Here is a 16,517-nt window from a genome sequence, read left to right as displayed (position 1 = left end):
GGGCAGGGTAGAGCACTCGCCTGACGGTTTCCTGAGTACTCCGGCCTGCCCGCCGTGGTCTGGCAGTCAGTCAGCTGACGCTACCTTGCCATGTGGTTGCCACCGCCCGGGCGGTCCTCGGAGGCCTCCTGTGCGGCCGAGGCCACCTCGCCACGTGCCTGCGCCAGAGCCTCCTCCGGGGTCTGGAGGTTGGTCGCCGCGAGGTCAGAGGCGATTGACAGGGCGTCGTCCATGCCGGACAGGTCGACTCCCACCTCGCTCTCGGGGTCCGACGGCGAGCCGCCGGACCTGCCGCCCAGCGCACCGGCGATCCCGTCCAGGGCCGCGGTGAACTCGGTCGGCACGATCCACATCTTGGACGAGCTGCCGTTGGCGATCTTGGGCAGGGTCTGCAGGTACTGGTAAGCCAGCAGCTTGGGATCAGCGTTACCCCGGTGGATGGCGTCAAAGACCTGGAGGATGGCGCGGGACTCACCCTGGGCCTTGAGGATCGCGGACTGGGCCTGTCCCTCAGCGCGCAGGATGGCGGACTGCTTGTCACCCTCAGCAGTGAGGATCTGGGACTGCTTGACACCCTCGGCAGTCAGGATCGCCGCACGGCGGTCGCGCTCGGCACGCATCTGCTGCTCCATCGCGCCCTGGATGGAGGCCGGCGGGTCGATGGACTTCAGCTCCACGTTGGACACGCGGATCCCCCAGCGGCCCGTGGCCTGGTCCAGGACCCCGCGCAGCTGGCCGTTGATCTGGTCACGGCTGGTCAGCGTCTGCTCCAGGTCCATGGCGCCGATGACGTTACGCAGCGTGGTCACGGTCAGCTGCTCGATCGCCTGGAGGTAGCTGGCGATCTCGTAAGTGGCCCGCTTGGGGTCGGTGACCTGGTAGTAGATGACCGAGTCGATGGACACCACGAGGTTGTCGGACGTGATCACGGGCTGCGGCGGGAAGGAGACCACCTGCTCGCGCAGGTCCACCGTGGAGCGCACGCGGTCGATGAAGGGGACGAGGAAGTGCATGCCGGCGCCGTACTCGGCCTGGAACTTGCCCAGGCGCTCGACGATGATCGCGTAGGACTGCGGCACGATCCGCACGGCCTTGGCGATAGCGATGACAACGAACAGGGCCACGAGGGCCAGGACAACGAGTGGGACAATCTGCAGTCCCGCGAATATGGTCATCAGAAGCCTTTCCGGCAGTGGGTGGGTCAGAGCTGTAGGACAGGGAGAGAAGGGCTTACAGGGGCTGGACGACGGCGATAGCCCCGTCAATGGCAGTCACGCGCACCTGGGTCCCGCTGGCCACGCGAGCCTCCTGAGCGCCGGGGCTGGCGGGGTCGGGGTCAGCCAGCCGTGCGCTCCACTCCTCACCTCCCAGGCGTACTCGTCCGCCGTGGGCGTCGACGACGGTGAGGGCGACCGCCTCACGGCCCACCAGGGCCTCGGCGTTGGTCCGCATCTCCGGCGTCGTGGACTGCAGGTGCCGCTTGGCCCAGGGACGGACCAGGACCAGCAGGAGGCTTGAGACGACTGCGAAGACGACGACCTGGAGCCAGAAGGGGCCTCCGAGCGCCGCCGTCAGGGCCCCACCAAGCGCGCCTCCAGCGAACATGAGGAAGGTCAGGTCCACGGTGAGGGTCTCGATCACCCCCAGGACCAGGGCTCCGCCTACCCACCACAACCACTCCATCTCGGCCTCCTTGCTCACTCGGTGTCGTGTCCGGGTCTGTCAGTGCCTGCCTGAGCGCGTGCCCAGCAGGTTCTTGCCGCGCGCGGCGTAGCGTCCACGGTCCAGGCTGACCTCCAGGGGAAGCCCGAAGGCGGCGGACATGACCTCGTCGGTCAGGACCTCCTCCAGCGTGCCGGACCCGGCGACCGTACCCTGTCTCATGGCCATGGCGTGGGTGAAGCCCACCGGGATCTCCTCCAGGTGGTGAGTCACCAGCACCATCGTGGGAGAACCGGGGGCGGAGATGATCTCGCTCAAGGCGGCCAGGAGCAGCTCACGGCCGGTCACGTCCAGCCCGGAGGCCGGCTCGTCCAGGATGAGCAGCTCGGGGTCAGGCATGAGGGCGCGGGCGATCTCGACACGCTTGCGCTCGCCCGAGGACAGACTCCCCCACGTCCGGTCCGCCAGTGCCTCCACGCCCAGCGCCCCCAGGAGGGCGTGGGCCCGCTCGACGTCGAAGTCGTCATACTGCTCGCGCCACACACCGATGCTTCCGTAGGAGGCCGAGAGCACCACGGACTCCACCGGCTCACTGCCGAGCACGGACTGCGCCAGCGCCGAGGAGGTCAGGCCGATGCGCGGGCGCAGCTCGGTGACGTCCACGCGCCCCATGCGCTCCCCCAGGACGTCGACGGTCCCGGAGGACGGGAAGAGCCGGGCCGCCGCGATGCGTGAGACGGTCGTCTTGCCGGCGCCGTTGGGCCCCAGCAGCACCCAGTGCTGGCCCTCGGTGACGCTCCAGGTCACGTGGGACAGGATCTGGTTCCTCCCACGGTGGACAGAGACGTCGTCAAGGTGCAGCACGCTGGTCATGGCCCCACCCTATCGTGAGGACGTGACCTGAGTCCTAGGCACGCACAGGCGTGGGACAGCTCGTGCATCCTGGCACCGCTCGTTACTCTCCCGTTCATGTCAGCTCTCGACCTGCCCGTCAGCGTCCTGCTCGCCCTGTGGGCTCCCGTGCCGTCCTCCTTCGGGACGGCCGTGGTCCAAGGGCCTGACGCCGTGCACGAGGTCGCCGACAAGGGACCGGGAGGCCTCGGGCTCCTGAGCCTGGAGACCTGGCTCACCAGGGCCGGTGCGCTGCGGCGCTGTGCCGCCCTCCTGCCCAGCCCGGCTGATCCGCTGCCGGGGCTGTCGGCAGCCCTGGACGCTGGCGAGGGCGTGCTCGTCGAGACCTCCTCCCGGCGCCTGCTGCTCATCCCTGAGCCCTCAGGGACCTCGGTGCGCTGGCAGGTCGAGGAGGTCCTCGCCGTCGTCCCGCCCTTCGACGCCTCTCACGCACGCCGCGCCACGCACCGGGCCACGGAGGAGGCGATCGCGGCGCTGACCGAGCTGGACCTGGCTCGCGAGCGTCCCGAGCTGGCCGAGGAGCTCACCGACCTCGTCACCGCGGTCCTTGACCCCCGGGTCCTCCCGCCGTCGTTGGATCCGCGCCACCGTGAGCTCCTGGAGCGGTCCCTGCGCCTGGAGGCGATCTGCGAGCTCGCTCTGGACGACGACGGCGCGGCGGCGACCCTCGCTCAGGCTGAGCGCCGCCGTCAGGTTCTGCGGCCCCTGCTGACCGTGGCTCGCCACGGCGTGTGCGCAGCGAGCGAGAGCTGGGGACCAGCCGCCTGACCCAGACCTGAGAACGTGCCGACAGGTACTGAGATCGAGCCCATGGCGTGAATTCGAGTCGCGGGCGCTCGATGACGCGTCGCAGCCGCGATCTGAAGGATCGCGGCGCGTTCTCAGCCCTTCGGGTGCGCCAGCGCCCACTCGTAGACAGCCATGGTCTGGGTGGCGATGGCCGACCAGGAGAAGTGCTCCTCGACTCGTCGCCGGGCAGCCGCACCCATCCGGGAGGCCAGCCCCTCGTCCGTGACGAGCGTGGTCAGGCGCTCGGCCAGATCAGCGGCGAAGCGCTCGGGGTCCGTCGGGGTCCCCGTGCCGTCGGTGAGCTGGTCGATGGGCACGAGGTAGCCGGTCTCACCGTCGACGACGACGTCCGGGATACCGCCCGTGGCTGAGCCCACCACCGGCAGCCCCATGGCCATGGCCTCAAGGTTGACGATGCCCAGCGGCTCGTAGACCGAAGGGCACACGAACACGTGCGCCGAGGCCAGCACAGCCTGCAGCTCACGGTGGGGCAGCATCTCCTCGATGAGGATGACTCCGGTGCGCCTGGTCTGGAGCACCGCGACGGCCTCGTCCACCTCCGCCTTGATCTCGGGGGTGTCCGGGGCCCCGGCGCACAGGACCACCTGGACCTGCTCGGGAAGCTGACCCACGGCGCGCAACAGGTGGGGCAGACCCTTCTGCCGCGTGACACGGCCGACGAAGACGATCGTCGGACGCCCTGCCTCGATGCCGAACCGCGCACGCACCTGGGCCGCCAGGTCCTCGAAGGCGGCGTCGTCGGGGCGCGCCCAGTCAGCCAGGTCGATGCCGTTGTGCACCACCTTGACCCGCTCAGGGTCCACGCCCGGGTAGGAGCGCAGGATGTCCTCGCGCATGCCGTGAGACACAGCGATGACGGCGCTGGCCCCCTCGTAGGCCTGGGCCTCCGCCCACGAGGACAGGGCGTAGCCGCCACCGAGCTGCTCGGCCTTCCACGGCCGCATGGGCTCCAGGGAGTGGGCCGAGACCACGTGCGGGATCCCGTGGAGCAGGCCTGCCAGGTGACCGGCGAGGTTGGCGTACCAGGTGTGGGAGTGGACGACGTCCGCCCCCTCGACGTCCGCCACCATCGTCAGGTCGACCCCGAAGGTGCGCAGCGCGGCGTTGGCGCCGGCGAGCTCAGGCAGCTCAGCGTAGCCGGTGACCCCGGGGTCAGCACCCTCGGTGCCAGCCTGACGGGGGCCGCCGAAGGCATGGACCCTCACGTCCGCCAGGGGGCGCAGGACCCTGGTCAGCTCGTTGACGTGCACACCGGCACCGCCGTAGATGAAGGGGGGGTACTCCTTGGTCAGCAGGTCGACCCTCATGGTCCTTATCTCTTCCTCGTGGGGCACGCGGGATAGGTGCCGGGTTGGGTATCGGGTGGTGAGCGGCCGCGCGGGCGGCGAGCGACGCCGTCGGCCTTCCCCTCAGACGGTATCGGCTCAGGCCCGTCTCCGTGCCGCTTTCGTCCGGACGAAAGCATTCACCATCCCGTCACGCCATTTGCCCACCTCAGCAGCGCCCGGCCCTCTACGCTGGCCCCATGGCCTACCCACGAGTCCTCGCAATCATCCTCGCCGGCGGCGAAGGCAAGCGCCTCATGCCGCTGACAGTTGACCGTGCCAAGCCGGCCGTGCCCTTCGGGGGCATCTACCGGCTCATCGACTTCTCCCTGTCGAACATGATCAACTCCGGCTTCCTCAAGGTGGTTGTGCTCACCCAGTACAAGTCCCACTCGCTGGACCGCCACATCGCCAAGACCTGGCGCATGAGCGACATGCTGGGCAACTACATCGCTCCCGTACCCGCCCAGCAGCGCGTGGGCAAGCACTGGTTCCTGGGCAGCGCGGACGCCATCTACCAGTCCCTCAACCTGCTCGACGACGAGCGCCCGGACTACGTCGTCATCACCGGCGCGGACAACATCTACCGCATGGACTTCTCCCAGATGCTGGAGCACCACATCGCCTCGGGCCTGCCGTGCACCGTAGCCGGTATCCGTCAGCCCAAGGCGCTGGCGGACCAGTTCGGCGTCATCGAGACCGACCCGGCTGACAAGGGCAGGATCAAGGCCTTCGTGGAGAAGCCCGAGTCGACCCCGGGGCTGCCGGACTCCCCTGACGAGGTCCTGGCCTCGATGGGCAACTACATCATGAACGCCGACGCCCTCCTGGAGGCCGTCACCGTCGACGCCGCCGACGAGTCCTCCAAGCACGACATGGGTGGCAACATCGTGCCCTGGTTCGTCTCGCGCGGGGCTGCCGGGGTCTACGACTTCAAGGACAACGAGGTCCCCGGAGCCTCCGAGCGCGACCGCGACTACTGGCGCGACGTGGGTACCGTGGACGCCTTCTACGACGCCCACCAGGACCTGATCTCCGTCAACCCGGTGTTCAACCTCTACAACGACCGCTGGCCGCTGTTCGCCGGGTACACCAACTCGATGCCACCGGCCAAGTTCGTCTACGGCCACCACGAGCGCCTGGGCCACGCGGTGGACTCCATCGTCTCCCCCGGTGTCATCGTCTCCGGCGGTGAGGTCATCTCCTCGGTGCTCTCCCCCGGCGTGCGCGTCAACTCCTGGTCCTCGGTGCGCGAGTCCGTGCTCATGGACGGGGTGAACGTGGGGCGCAACACCGTGGTCAACCGCGCCATCCTGGACAAGTACGTCCACGTGGAGGAGGGCGCGATGGTCGGCATCGACCCCGAGCACGACCGGGAGCGGGGCTTCACCGTCACAGAGTCCGGGATCACGGTGGTCGCCAAGGGGCAGACCGTCACGCGCTGAGCCGCCGAGGTGTCTCACGCTCACGGCCCCGTCGTCTCACAGCGCGACGGGGCCGTTAGCATCGGCCCATGAGCGACGTGACCAGCGCACCGGCTTCCCCCTGCCCGCGAGTCTCCGGGCTCCGCGCCACCGGCCTGCTCGCCCGGACCGGGCCCGGCCTGCTCGTCATGGACGTGGACTCCACGCTCATCGAGCAGGAGGTCATCGAGCTCATCGCCGAGCGTGCCGGCACCCGTGAGCAGGTCGCCGAGGTCACTGCCAGGGCGATGCGCGGAGAGCTGGACTTCGCCGCGTCGCTGCGTGAGCGCGTGGCGACCCTGCGCGGCGTTGCGGAGACGGTCTTCGACGAGGTGCTGGACGAGGTCCGTCCCACCTGCGGCGCGGCTGACCTCGTCAGCGAGCTGCACGCGCGTGGGTGCAAGGTCGGCGTGGTCTCCGGAGGCTTCGAGGAGGTGGTGGCTCCCCTGGCCGCGCGGCTGGGGATCGACCACGTGGCCGCCAACCGTCTCGAGGTCCGCGACGGCCACCTCACCGGTCGCGTCCTGGGCAGGATCGTGGACCGGCAGGAGAAGGTGCGCTGCCTGCACTCGTGGGCCGAGGAGGACGGCGTCGACCTCGCCCGCACGGTGGCCGTGGGCGACGGCGCCAACGACCTGGGCATGATCGCCGCCGCCGGCCTGGGGGTCGCCTTCTGCGCCAAGCCGGTCGTCGTCGAGCAGGCGCCGGCGGCTGTTCACGTCCGCGACCTGCGGGCCGTCCTGGAGCTGCTGTAGCGGCTGCAGCAGCGCAGCCAGCCGTCAGCGGGGCGTGAGGATCTCGGCCAGCTGGGCTCGACCGGTCCCCAGCTCGGACCAGGAGACCGGGACCGTGAGAACGAGCGCCGTGGCCGGTGGGACACCGAACTCGATCTGCTGGGCGAGGCTGCTGGTGCCGTCGTCGAGCTCGTGGGCCAGGACCGAGGTGGTCGGCTCGTGGCCCACCACGACGACGCTGCGCACCTCGTCGTCCAGCAGCGTCAGCTGCTCCAGGACGCCGGCAGGGCCGCTGCTGTAGAGCGTCTCCTCGACACGAGTGTCCTGCGGACGCATCCGGTCGCGCAGCGGCCGGGCTGTCTGACGCGTACGGGCCGCCGGGGAGACGAGCAGGAGGTCGAGGCTGACGACGCGGCTGGCCAGCTGCCGGGCCAGGTCGGCTGCCATCTGCTCTCCGTGCTCGGTCAGCGGACGCTCGACGTCGGCCATGCCCCGGGCAGCCTTGGAGTGGCGCACAAGCACGAGGACGCGCTCGGCGCCCGGCTGGCTCGTCACGGTGTCGTGGGCACTCGTAGCGTTCACACTCACCCGGCCAGGATACGCGAGCGGGTACTTTCGCGTTCGAACGTGGACGTCCTCGGCCTTCACTCGAAGGCAAAGGTACCCGTTCGAGCTTCAGCGCCACAGCTCAGGCAGGATATCGTCTCGTCTCACAGCCTGTGGGTAGAGCCGCGTGACACGACGCACCAGCGACCGGGGCTGAAAGATCTCCTCCCAGACGAACCGGTCGATATGCCATCCGGTGCGTGCGATCCTCATCTCACGTAGCTTCTCGCGGCGCAGGTCCTCAGGCCTCTGGCTCTTGGCCAGTCCGTCAAACTCCCAGCCGCGCTGGACCTCTTCCAGTCCCAGATCAAGAAAGTACTCGTGTCCCTCTACCACCACTGGACGCTGCAGCACAGGAGGAGGAAGCCCAGCGGCAGCGACCGCCCACCGTAGCACGCTCTCGCCAGGTGACTCCGCCAGAGGATCTGCCAGGGCGATCGCTGTCCGCGCTCGGCGAGCGCCACGCCGCCCGCGGTGCTGCTCAGACATCGCCTTCAACATCCTCCTGGCCTCATCGATGCTGATCACTGCGGTGCTCCGACGCGAGCGGCGATCTGGTCGGCATACTGCCCTCAGGGCGGAGTCGATGATCGGTAGCGACTGACGCACAGGAAGATCGAAAGCGCAGTCCAGTGCAGTGCGCAACGGAGAGGTCACGCTCATACCGTGCACCACTATCACCTCCTCGGGATCCGGACAGAGGCTGGAGCGACGCAGAGCTACCTCACGTCCCGGGAGCTGACGGTTGCCCTGGGTGAACTGGAACGAGGGAAGTATGAGCGTGCCCCGCGTCTGGTTCCCCGCGACCGCCACGCGAATATCCGGCTCGTGTCGAGTGGTCGCTAGTCCCAGCACCGCCGCGGCTGCCTCATGAGTCAGTGCGATGGCACTGGGCACCAGGTGCCATGCTGCCTGGCAACGTGCCAGGGTCATGGTCTCCTTGGCCTGCCACACCGCCGTGTCCTCCGGCAAAGTCGGGGTGTAGCACCCACGCGCCACCCGTATGAGCGTCGGGTCACGGCTCAGGTCTCGCCTGGCACTCGACGACGTGAAGGCCATGAACGGCGGCTGCGGCACTGATGGATATCTCTGAGGGTACATGCCGTGAGCATGAACGTACGGGAGGGCAGGCGCCACCGATGTTCGCGATCCCTGTGGACAACGGTGCTCACGGAGGCAGGTGTGGATCCCGAGCCTCGTCGAACGGGTAGCTTTGCCTTCGAGTGAAGGCCGAGGACGTCCACGTTCGAACGCGAAAGTACCCTTTCGGGAGGATGGTCAGAGCAGGCTGGCCCCGCCGTCGGCGCGCAGCACCTGACCGGTCGTGGCGGGCAGCCAGTCGGAGAGCAGCGCCACGGCCGTGCGCGCCACACCGTGTGGATCACCAGCGTCCCAGCCCAGCGGCGCCCGGTTCTCCCAGTCCTCAGCCAGCTGGTCAAAGCCAGGGACCGCACCCCCCGCCGTGGTACGCAACGGGCCGGCGGACAGGGCGTTGACGCGCACCCCGCGGTTCCCGTACTCCACCGCCAGCCCTCTCACGCTGGCCTCCAGAGCCGCCTTGAGCGGGCCCATCCAGCCGTAGCCGGGAACCACCCTGCCTGACTCGAAGGTGAGGGCCAGCACCGCTGACCCAGGTCCCAGCAGAGGGCTCACCGCGCCCACAAGAGCCGGCAGGGACGCGACCGAGACCGTGAGCGCCCGCTCCAGGTCGGTCTGCCAGGAGGCGAGGTCGACGGCGTCCGGTCCGCACTGTGCGCCCCGGTCACCTGCCGCCAAGCCCCCTGGGCTCAGACGGTCCCCCAGCAGCCCGGGAGCCGCCTGGGCCACTGAGTGGACCACGCCGTCCAGCCTGTCCAGGTCCAGGCGGCGCAGCTCCGCCTCCAGGCCGCTCAGGGCCTCGGCGTCAGTCAGGTCCAGCGGCAGCACTGTCACCTCCCCCAGGCCTGCACCGGCTGCCACCTGCTGGGTGACCCGTGCCGCTCGCGGCAGCGCGCTCAGCACCAGGCACGCGCCCTGCGCAGCGGCCTCGCGCGCCACGGCGGTGGCGATCGAGGAAGGACGCAGCACGCCGGTGACCATCACCGTCCGCCCAGCCAGCAGGCCCGTCATCGTCCCATCCCCATCCCGCCGTCGACCGGCACGACCGCACCCGTGACGTAGGAGGCCTGCCGACTGGCCAGGAAGCGGACGACGGCGGCCACCTCGTCAACCTGTCCCAGCCTGCCCATCGGGATCTGGCCGAGGTAGGACTCACGCGCCGGGCGGCTCATCCCTGCTGTCATCTCGGTGCTCACGAATCCGGGAGCCACGGCGTTGACCGTGACGCCGCGGGAGGCGACCTCACGGGCAAGGCTGCGCGTGAGTCCCTCGATCCCGCCCTTGGAGGCGCCGTAGGCGGCCAGGCCTGTGCCCCCGCGCGCGGCGATGACGGAGGAGACCAGGATGATCCGGCCGCGGCGCCGACGCAGCATGCCGGGCAGGAGCGCACGCACCACCGTGAAGGACCCGGTGAGGTTGGTCTCCAAGGTGGCCTGCCAGGCCTCGTCGCTCGTACGCATCGCGAGGGCGTCCACGGCCGTCCCGGCGGCGCACACGAGGACCTCTACGCCCCCGGCTCGTTCCAGGTCCGCAGCCCCGCAGCGCACGGCACGCGCGTCAGTGACGTCGACGCTGCGGCCCTCGACGCCGTCGGGCGCCGTCCCGCTGCGCGACCAGCCCACCACCTGGCACCCGGCCTGCCTCAGCGACCCGGCCACCGCGGCCCCGATGCCGCGGGAGGCCCCGGTGACCAGCGCCGTCGGGAGCGCGACGTCGCCGTCGTTCCTCACACCACTCACGAGCACCAGCCTACGTGTGCCAGAGTGTGCGCGTGACAGACGCCCCCGCCCCTCGACCTGCGAAGACCGCTCCTGCTCACGTGAGCCCGCTACGCATCGGCCCGATCACGGTCGGCGTGCCTGTCGAGCTCGCCCCGATGGCCGGCGTCACCAACGCCTCCTTCCGCCGCCTGTGCCGGGAGCAGGGTGAGAGCGCCCTGCCTGCCACCGCCCGCCCGGCAGCCGCCGGCCCGCTGCCTACCGACGACGGCGGCCTGCTCGCCCCGGCAGGCTTGTACGTCACGGAGATGGTCACCACGAGGGCGCTGGTCGAGCGCAACGAGAAGACCCTCGCCATGGTGCGCACCGACCCCACAGAACGGGTGCGCTCGATCCAGCTCTACGGGGTGGACCCGGCTGTCGCAGGGAAGGCCGCGCGCATCCTCGTCGAGGAGGACCTGGCCGACCACATCGACCTCAACTTCGGCTGCCCGGTGCCCAAGGTGACCCGCAAGGGCGGAGGGGCGGCGCTGCCCTGGAAGAAGGACCTCCTGCACGCGATCCTGCGCGAGGTGGTGCGCGGGGCCGAGGACGGGGCGCGTCTGGGCCGGCGCGAGCGCGAGGTTCCGGTAACCGTCAAGATGCGCGTCGGCGTCGACGAGGAGCACGAGACCTACCTCGACGCGGCCCAGGCCGCCCAGGACGCCGGCGTCGCAGCCCTGGCGCTGCACGGGCGCACCGCCCGCCAGCACTACGCGGGCAAGGCCGACTGGTCCGCCGTCGCGAGGCTCAAGGACGCCTGCCGGATCCCGGTGCTGGGCAACGGTGACGTCTGGACCGGCAGCGACGCGCTGGAGATGATGAGGCAGACGGGCTGCGACGGCGTCGTCGTGGGCCGGGGGTGCCAGGGGCGGCCCTGGCTGTTCGCGGACATCGTCCACGCGCTGACCGGGTCCGCCGAGCGCACCCACCCGGGCCTGGACGCCGTCATCGCCATGATCCGTGCCCACGCGCGCCTGCTGGCGGGCGAGCTCGGCGAGGACCGGGGCGTGCGTGACCTGCGCAAGCACGTCGGCTGGTACCTCAAGGGGTACCCGGTAGGCGGCCAGGCACGCGGAGACCTGATGAAGGTCTCCTCGCTCGCTGAGCTCGACGCCGGCCTGGCCGCGATGCGCGACCGGCTCCCGGAGCAGGTGCCCTACCCCGGCCAGACCGTGGAGGGACCGCGTGGGCGGGCGGGCACGCCCAGACGCCCGCACCTGCCCGACGGATGGCTCGACTCGCCCTACCTCAGCCAGGAGCAGCGCACGCTGCTCCTCCAGGCCGAGTCAGACGTCTCCGGGGGCTGAGCCCGCCTCACCGCCCGCGGGCGCGGCGTGACGCCGGGCCGGAGCGCACAGGACGGTGGCGATCGCCGTCGTCGCCGGGATGGCAAGCACCAGGCCGATCGAGGAGACCAGCGTGCGCACGATCTCCTCGGCGATCTCACCGCTGAGAAGCGTGTCCGCCACGGAGCGGTCGATGAGGGCGGCTGCCAGGATGAGCGGCAGGGCGGTGCCCGCGTAAGCGAAGGCCAGGGTGTAGACGGTCGAGGCGATGTGGTCGCGACCGATCCGCATCCCGCCGGTCAGCAGCCGCGTCCGACTGAGCGCGGGGTTGGCGGCGTGCAGCTCCCACACGGCCGAGGCCTGGGTGATCGTGACGTCGTTGAGGACACCGAGCCCGGCGATCACCATTCCGCAGGTCAGCAGCGACGTCAGGCTCAGTCCGGGGACGACGGCAGTGAGCGTCAGGGCGTCCTCGCCCACCGCACCGGTGAGGTTGGCGGCGTCCACGCCCCACAGGGCCAGCACCACGGTGATGACGACACCGGCCAGCGTTCCCAGCAGCGCCGTCGTCGTACGGACACTGATGCCGTGAGCAAGGTAGACCGCCAGCAGCATCATGGCCATCGAGCCCACGAGGGTGACCAGGAGCGGTGAGTGGCCAGCGAGCAGGGCCGGAACCATGAACCGCAGCAGCACCACGGTTGCCAGCACGAGGCCGACGACGGCGCGCAGGCCCTTGAGGCCCGCCACCGCCAGAACGACGACGAGATAGGCGACAGCCAGGAGGCCCACCGGCAGCTGACGGTCGTAGTCGACGAAGACGTAGGGCGTCCCCCCAGCCAGCGCCTGCACGGTGTACATGACCCGCATCCGGTCGCCTACCTGCGCCGCAGGCAGGGACTCGGCAGGCACGTGGACGGGGACGACGAGACCGGCGCCCTCGCCCGAGGTGATCTCGGCGCACACGGCGTCGGCCAGGAGCGAGCTTTCACTGGTCCCGCCGAGGCTCTGGACCGCCTCCGTGCAGGCGTCCACCTCCAGCGAGGTGATGCGGGCGGCCTCCAGGCTGGTTCCGGAGGCGGCGAAGGGCTGGGAGCCAATGGCCTCGACGCGTCCAGGCCACAGGACGGCCATGCCGATGAGCGTGGCGAGGATCACAGGGACGACGACGGCCGCGAGTACCGTCCGCACGCGCCGGGACTCACGCGGCGGGAGGGCCGGCAGCGCGGAGTGGGAGTGCGTGTGCCCGTGGGAAGGCTCATGGCCACCGGGGTGCGTCTGGCCGGCACGGCGGTTCTCAGGGCGAGGGGGCTTGCTCACCGTTCCATCATGCACGACGTCATACCCGTGAAGATCGAGGGTTCATGTACGGGACCGGGGGTTACAACACTGTGTATACCCCGGTCCCGTACACAAAACCACGGTTCAGATGCCAGGAGCCGGTCAGCAGCCGATGAGGCGCTCGGCCAGGTAGCGCTCCACGCCCTCCAGCGGGATGCGCTCCTGAGCCATGGTGTCGCGCTCACGCACCGTGACGGCCCCGTCCTGCGGGGAGTCGAAGTCGTAGGTGATGCAGAAGGGGGTGCCGATCTCGTCCTGACGACGGTAGCGGCGGCCTACGGCGCCGGCGTCGTCATAGTCGACGTTCCAGGTCCGGCGCAGACGGGCGGCCAGCTCCTTGGCCGGGCCGGTCAGCTCCTCCTTGCGCGACAGCGGCAGGACAGCAGCCTTGACCGGGGCCAGGCGCGGGTCGAGCCTGAGCAGGACACGGGTGTCCACGCCGCCCTTGGTGTTGGGAGCCTCGTCCTCCGTGTAGGCCTCGACCAGGAAGGCCATGAGCGAGCGGGTCAGTCCGGCTGAGGGCTCGATGACGTAGGGCGTCCAGCGCTCGTTGCGGCCCTGGTCGAAGTAGGACAGGTCCTTGCCCGAGTGCTCGGCGTGGGTGGTGAGGTCGAAGTCCGTGCGGTTGGCGACACCCTCCAGCTCGCCCCACTCGCTGCCCTGGAACCCGAAGCGGTACTCCAGGTCGACGGTGCGCTTGGAGTAGTGGGAGAGCTTCTCCTGGGGGTGCTCGTAGAGGCGGAGGTTCTCCTCCTTGATCCCCAGGCCTGTGTACCAGGCCTTGCGGTAGTCGATCCAGTACTGGTGCCACTCCTCGTCCGTGCCCGGCTCGCAGAAGAACTCCAGCTCCATCTGCTCGAACTCCCGGGTACGGAAGATGAAGTTGCCAGGCGTGATCTCGTTGCGGAAGGACTTGCCCACCTGACCGATGCCGAAGGGCGGCTTCTTGCGCGCCGCGCTCATGACGTTAGCGAAGTTGACGAAGATGCCCTGGGCGGTCTCGGGACGCAGGTAGTGCAGGCCCGCCTCGTCGTCGACCGGACCGAGAAAGGTCTTGAGCAGGCCGGAGAAGGCACGAGGCTCGGTAAACTGGCCGCGGGTGCCGCAGCTGGAGCAGACCAGCTGGTCAAGAGTGACCGAGTCAGGGTCCTCGACGCCGTGCTTGGCGGCGTAGGCCTCCTGCAGCTCGTCCTCGCGCAGGCGCTTGTGGCAGGAGGTGCACTCGATGAGCGGGTCGGTGAAGGCCTTGACATGACCGGAGGCGACCCAGGTCTCACGCGGCAGGATGACGGAGGAGTCCAGGCCCACGACGTCGTCACGAGAGCGGACCATGTACTGCCACCACTGGCGCTTGATGTTCTCCTTGAGCTCGACGCCCAGCGGGCCGTAGTCCCAGGCCGAGCGGGTACCGCCGTAGATCTCACCGCACGGGAAGACGAAGCCGCGACGCTTGGCGAGGTTGATGACGTTGTCAAGGGTGGAGGGGGTCTTGGCCACCGTGTTCTCCTGGATGTCGTTGTCCGCACCTGGTTGGTGGGAACGAGTGGGGCCAGTCTAGAGGCAGGGGATTTCCGGCTCGTGGCAGCATGAGGTTGACACCTCATCATTCATTCATGAGACTGATTCCCATGAATATCTCCTGGTCCCTCCCCCGCCGCACCCTCGCCGCCGCGAGCGCCGTCGCCCTGGGCGCCGCCCTCGCTGCCTGCGGCGCCCTGTCCCCCTCCTCTGAGTCCTCCAGCGCCGCCAGCGCGGACGCCAGGACCAGCGTCATCGACGGCAAGGTCCAGGTTGCCACCTCCTTCTACCCGATCCAGTACCTGGCCCAGTCCATCGGTGGCCAGCACGTGGAGGCCGTCTCCCTCACCCCCGCGGGCGCCGAGCCCCATGACTACGAGCTCTCCCCCCGCGACGTGACCAGTCTCGCCGACAAGGCGGCGATCCTCTACGTCTCCGGCTTCCAGCCTTCCCTCGACGACGCCCTCGCTGAGGTCTCTGGCCCCACCGTCACAGACCTGGCCAGCGTCGTCGACCTGGTCCACCACGAGGGCGTGGACCATGACCATGACGCCGACGACCACGGCGAGGACGGCCACGACCACGGCGAGTCTGACCATGACCATGACGCCGACGACCTCGATCCGCACTTCTGGCTCGATCCGGTGCGTATGAAGGCCGCCGCCACCGCTGTCGCCCGCGCCCTGTCCGCCGTTGACCCGGACCACACCACCGACTATGAGGCGAACCTCGTCACGCTCACGGACTCCCTCACAAAGCTGGACGACTCCTACACCACGGGCCTGGCCCAGTGCGAGCGCACCACCTTCGTCACCTCCCACTCCGCCTTCGGCTACCTGGCCGACCGCTACCACCTCACCCAGGCCTCGGTCTCCGGTATCGACCCCGACGCCGAGCCCAGCCCTGCTGAGATCGCGGCGGTGAAGAAGATCGTGGCAGACACCGGGACCACCACGATCTTCACCGAGGAGCTCGTCTCCCCCAAGACAGCCCAGGCCCTGGCCGCCGAGACAGGGACGACGACGGCGGTGCTCAGCCCCCTGGAGTCGGCTCCGCAGTCCGGCGACTACGCTGAGGCTATGACCGCCAACCTCACCGAGCTGCGCACCGCCCTGGGGTGCCAGTGAGTGCCGCTGGGCACGACCAGCACCCTATCGTCGTCGAGGACGCCTCCGTGGTCCTGGGCCACGCCCTCGTCCTGGCCGGCATTGACCTGACGGTCACCGCCGGCCAGTGCGTGGCCCTCCTGGGCGCCAACGGCTCAGGCAAGTCCACCCTGGTCAAGACGATCATGGGCCTGCACCCGCTGCGTAGCGGGAGCGTGAGGCTCTTCGGTCATGATGTCGACCACCGCTCGAGCGTGCCCTGGAGGCGCGTGGGCTACGTGCCTCAGCGCGTGGCCGCCTCCTCCGGGGTGCCTGCTACCGCCCTGGAGGTCGTACGCTCAGGTCTGCTCGACCCGCGCCGACCCTTCGCCGACCGCGGCAGGCGGGCCCGCGACCGGGCCCTGGCGGCGCTGGACGCCGTCGGCCTGGCTGACCGTGCCGGCGACCACGTCCAGGTCTTCTCCGGTGGCCAGTGCCAGCGTGTCCTGATCGCCCGGGCCCTGGTACGCGACCCCGATCTGCTCATCCTGGACGAGCCCCTGGCCGGTATCGACCGCGCCTCGCGCCAGTCACTGGCTGACACCCTCACTACGCTGCGTGGGCAGGGCCTGACCCTGCTCACCGTCCTGCACGAGATGGGCGAGCTGGCCGCCATCCTGGATCGCGCCGTCGTCCTGTCAGAGGGACGAGTGGTCTGCGACGGGCCCGCAGCGGCCCTCACCCCGGCCCGCCACGATCACGGCGAGCATGACGTCATTGGCCATGACTACCTTGACGACTGCGAGCACGAGCACCCCCACGGCGACGCCGTCCCCACCCGGCACCACACCCCGGACCTGACCGGCCTGCTCGGTCCCCGTTCCCAGGCAGGTGCCCAGTGAATGAGCTCGTCTCGG

16 protein-coding genes are annotated in these 16,517 nt (G+C 69.7%); 6 read left to right on the top strand and 10 right to left on the bottom strand.

The genetic code is table 11. From position 1 onward, the window contains the following. Positions 1-80: 80 nt before the first annotated feature. From HRL51_RS05210 to HRL51_RS05200, 3 genes are read right to left on the bottom strand one after another with little or no spacing between them, the layout of a single operon-like run. Complete coding sequence (locus tag HRL51_RS05210) at positions 81-1,175, bottom strand: SPFH domain-containing protein (protein ID WP_172120710.1); 1,095 nt, start codon at positions 1,173-1,175, stop codon at positions 81-83. A gap of 55 nt (positions 1,176-1,230) precedes the next feature. After that, positions 1,231-1,683: an NfeD family protein gene (locus HRL51_RS05205; protein WP_172193067.1), complete on the bottom strand. Its 453-nt coding sequence runs from the start codon at positions 1,681-1,683 to the stop codon at positions 1,231-1,233. Positions 1,684-1,722: 39 nt separating this feature from the next. Beyond that, positions 1,723-2,535, bottom strand: a complete 813-nt coding sequence (locus HRL51_RS05200) for an ABC transporter ATP-binding protein (protein WP_172193065.1) — start codon at positions 2,533-2,535, stop codon at positions 1,723-1,725. Positions 2,536-2,631: 96 nt separating this feature from the next. On the opposite strand from HRL51_RS05200, the gene HRL51_RS05195 reads away from it, so the two are divergent. Next, entirely contained in the window at positions 2,632-3,342 is a 711-nt protein-coding gene (locus HRL51_RS05195) for a hypothetical protein (protein WP_172193063.1), read from the top strand. A 113-nt stretch (positions 3,343-3,455) separates the two neighbouring features. Here the strand turns inward: HRL51_RS05195 and glgA are convergent, their stop codons facing one another. After that, the gene (gene glgA, locus HRL51_RS05190; RefSeq protein ID WP_172120714.1) at positions 3,456-4,691 is read right to left on the bottom strand and encodes a glycogen synthase; all 1,236 of its coding nucleotides are present in this window, start codon (positions 4,689-4,691) and stop codon (positions 3,456-3,458) included. 218 nt (positions 4,692-4,909) lie between these two features. Here glgA and glgC point away from each other — a divergent pair, with 218 nt between their 5' ends. After that, positions 4,910-6,154, top strand: a complete 1,245-nt coding sequence (gene glgC, locus HRL51_RS05185; protein ID WP_172120715.1) for a glucose-1-phosphate adenylyltransferase — start codon at positions 4,910-4,912, stop codon at positions 6,152-6,154. 68 nt (positions 6,155-6,222) lie between these two features. Then, positions 6,223-6,927, top strand: a complete 705-nt coding sequence (gene serB / locus HRL51_RS05180; protein ID WP_172193061.1) for a phosphoserine phosphatase SerB — start codon at positions 6,223-6,225, stop codon at positions 6,925-6,927. Positions 6,928-6,951: 24 nt separating this feature from the next. On the opposite strand, the gene HRL51_RS05175 is transcribed toward serB, so the two are convergent. The 4 genes from HRL51_RS05175 to HRL51_RS05160 all read right to left on the bottom strand — a co-directional run bounded on the left by HRL51_RS05175 (position 6,952) and on the right by HRL51_RS05160 (position 10,349). Next, on the bottom strand, positions 6,952-7,494 hold the full coding sequence (locus HRL51_RS05175) for a SixA phosphatase family protein (protein ID WP_244960244.1): 543 nt from the start codon (positions 7,492-7,494) through the stop codon (positions 6,952-6,954). 87 nt (positions 7,495-7,581) lie between these two features. Then, positions 7,582-8,001 (bottom strand): hypothetical protein, encoded by a 420-nt coding sequence (locus HRL51_RS05170; protein WP_172193059.1) that lies wholly within the window; start codon positions 7,999-8,001, stop codon positions 7,582-7,584. Positions 8,002-8,790: 789 nt separating this feature from the next. Further along, a complete protein-coding gene (locus tag HRL51_RS05165; RefSeq protein WP_172120718.1) occupies positions 8,791-9,621 on the bottom strand; it encodes an SDR family oxidoreductase in 831 nt (276 codons plus the stop codon). After that, complete coding sequence (locus HRL51_RS05160) at positions 9,618-10,349, bottom strand: SDR family oxidoreductase (RefSeq protein WP_413228084.1); 732 nt, start codon at positions 10,347-10,349, stop codon at positions 9,618-9,620. Before HRL51_RS05160 ends, HRL51_RS05165 begins: the two co-directional genes overlap by 4 nt. Before the next feature lie 26 nt (positions 10,350-10,375). Between HRL51_RS05160 and dusB the strand changes: the two genes are divergently transcribed. Then, positions 10,376-11,677 carry a tRNA dihydrouridine synthase DusB gene (gene dusB, locus HRL51_RS05155; RefSeq protein ID WP_425321743.1) on the top strand — a complete coding sequence of 434 codons (1,302 nt, stop codon included), beginning with the start codon at positions 10,376-10,378 and terminating at the stop codon, positions 11,675-11,677. Here dusB and HRL51_RS05150 read toward each other — a convergent pair. Continuing rightward, entirely contained in the window at positions 11,657-12,976 is a 1,320-nt protein-coding gene (locus HRL51_RS05150; RefSeq protein ID WP_172120720.1) for a YibE/F family protein, read from the bottom strand. The two genes, dusB and HRL51_RS05150, sit on opposite strands and share 21 nt — an antisense overlap. Before the next feature lie 123 nt (positions 12,977-13,099). Then, positions 13,100-14,494: a glycine--tRNA ligase gene (locus HRL51_RS05145; RefSeq protein WP_172120721.1), complete on the bottom strand. Its 1,395-nt coding sequence runs from the start codon at positions 14,492-14,494 to the stop codon at positions 13,100-13,102. A gap of 116 nt (positions 14,495-14,610) precedes the next feature. On the opposite strand from HRL51_RS05145, the gene HRL51_RS05140 reads away from it, so the two are divergent. Continuing rightward, positions 14,611-15,642 (top strand): metal ABC transporter substrate-binding protein, encoded by a 1,032-nt coding sequence (locus HRL51_RS05140; RefSeq protein WP_172193055.1) that lies wholly within the window; start codon positions 14,611-14,613, stop codon positions 15,640-15,642. Next, complete coding sequence (locus HRL51_RS05135; RefSeq protein ID WP_172193053.1) at positions 15,639-16,502, top strand: metal ABC transporter ATP-binding protein; 864 nt, start codon at positions 15,639-15,641, stop codon at positions 16,500-16,502. The genes HRL51_RS05140 and HRL51_RS05135 overlap by 4 nt, the downstream gene beginning before the upstream one ends. Positions 16,503-16,517: the final 15 nt, after the last annotated feature.

The organism is Actinomyces faecalis (genome assembly GCF_013184985.2).
Classification (GTDB): domain Bacteria; phylum Actinomycetota; class Actinomycetes; order Actinomycetales; family Actinomycetaceae; genus Actinomyces; species Actinomyces faecalis.
Note: the sequence above shows the minus strand (reverse complement) of the source record. Positions and strands in the feature narration are given on the sequence as shown.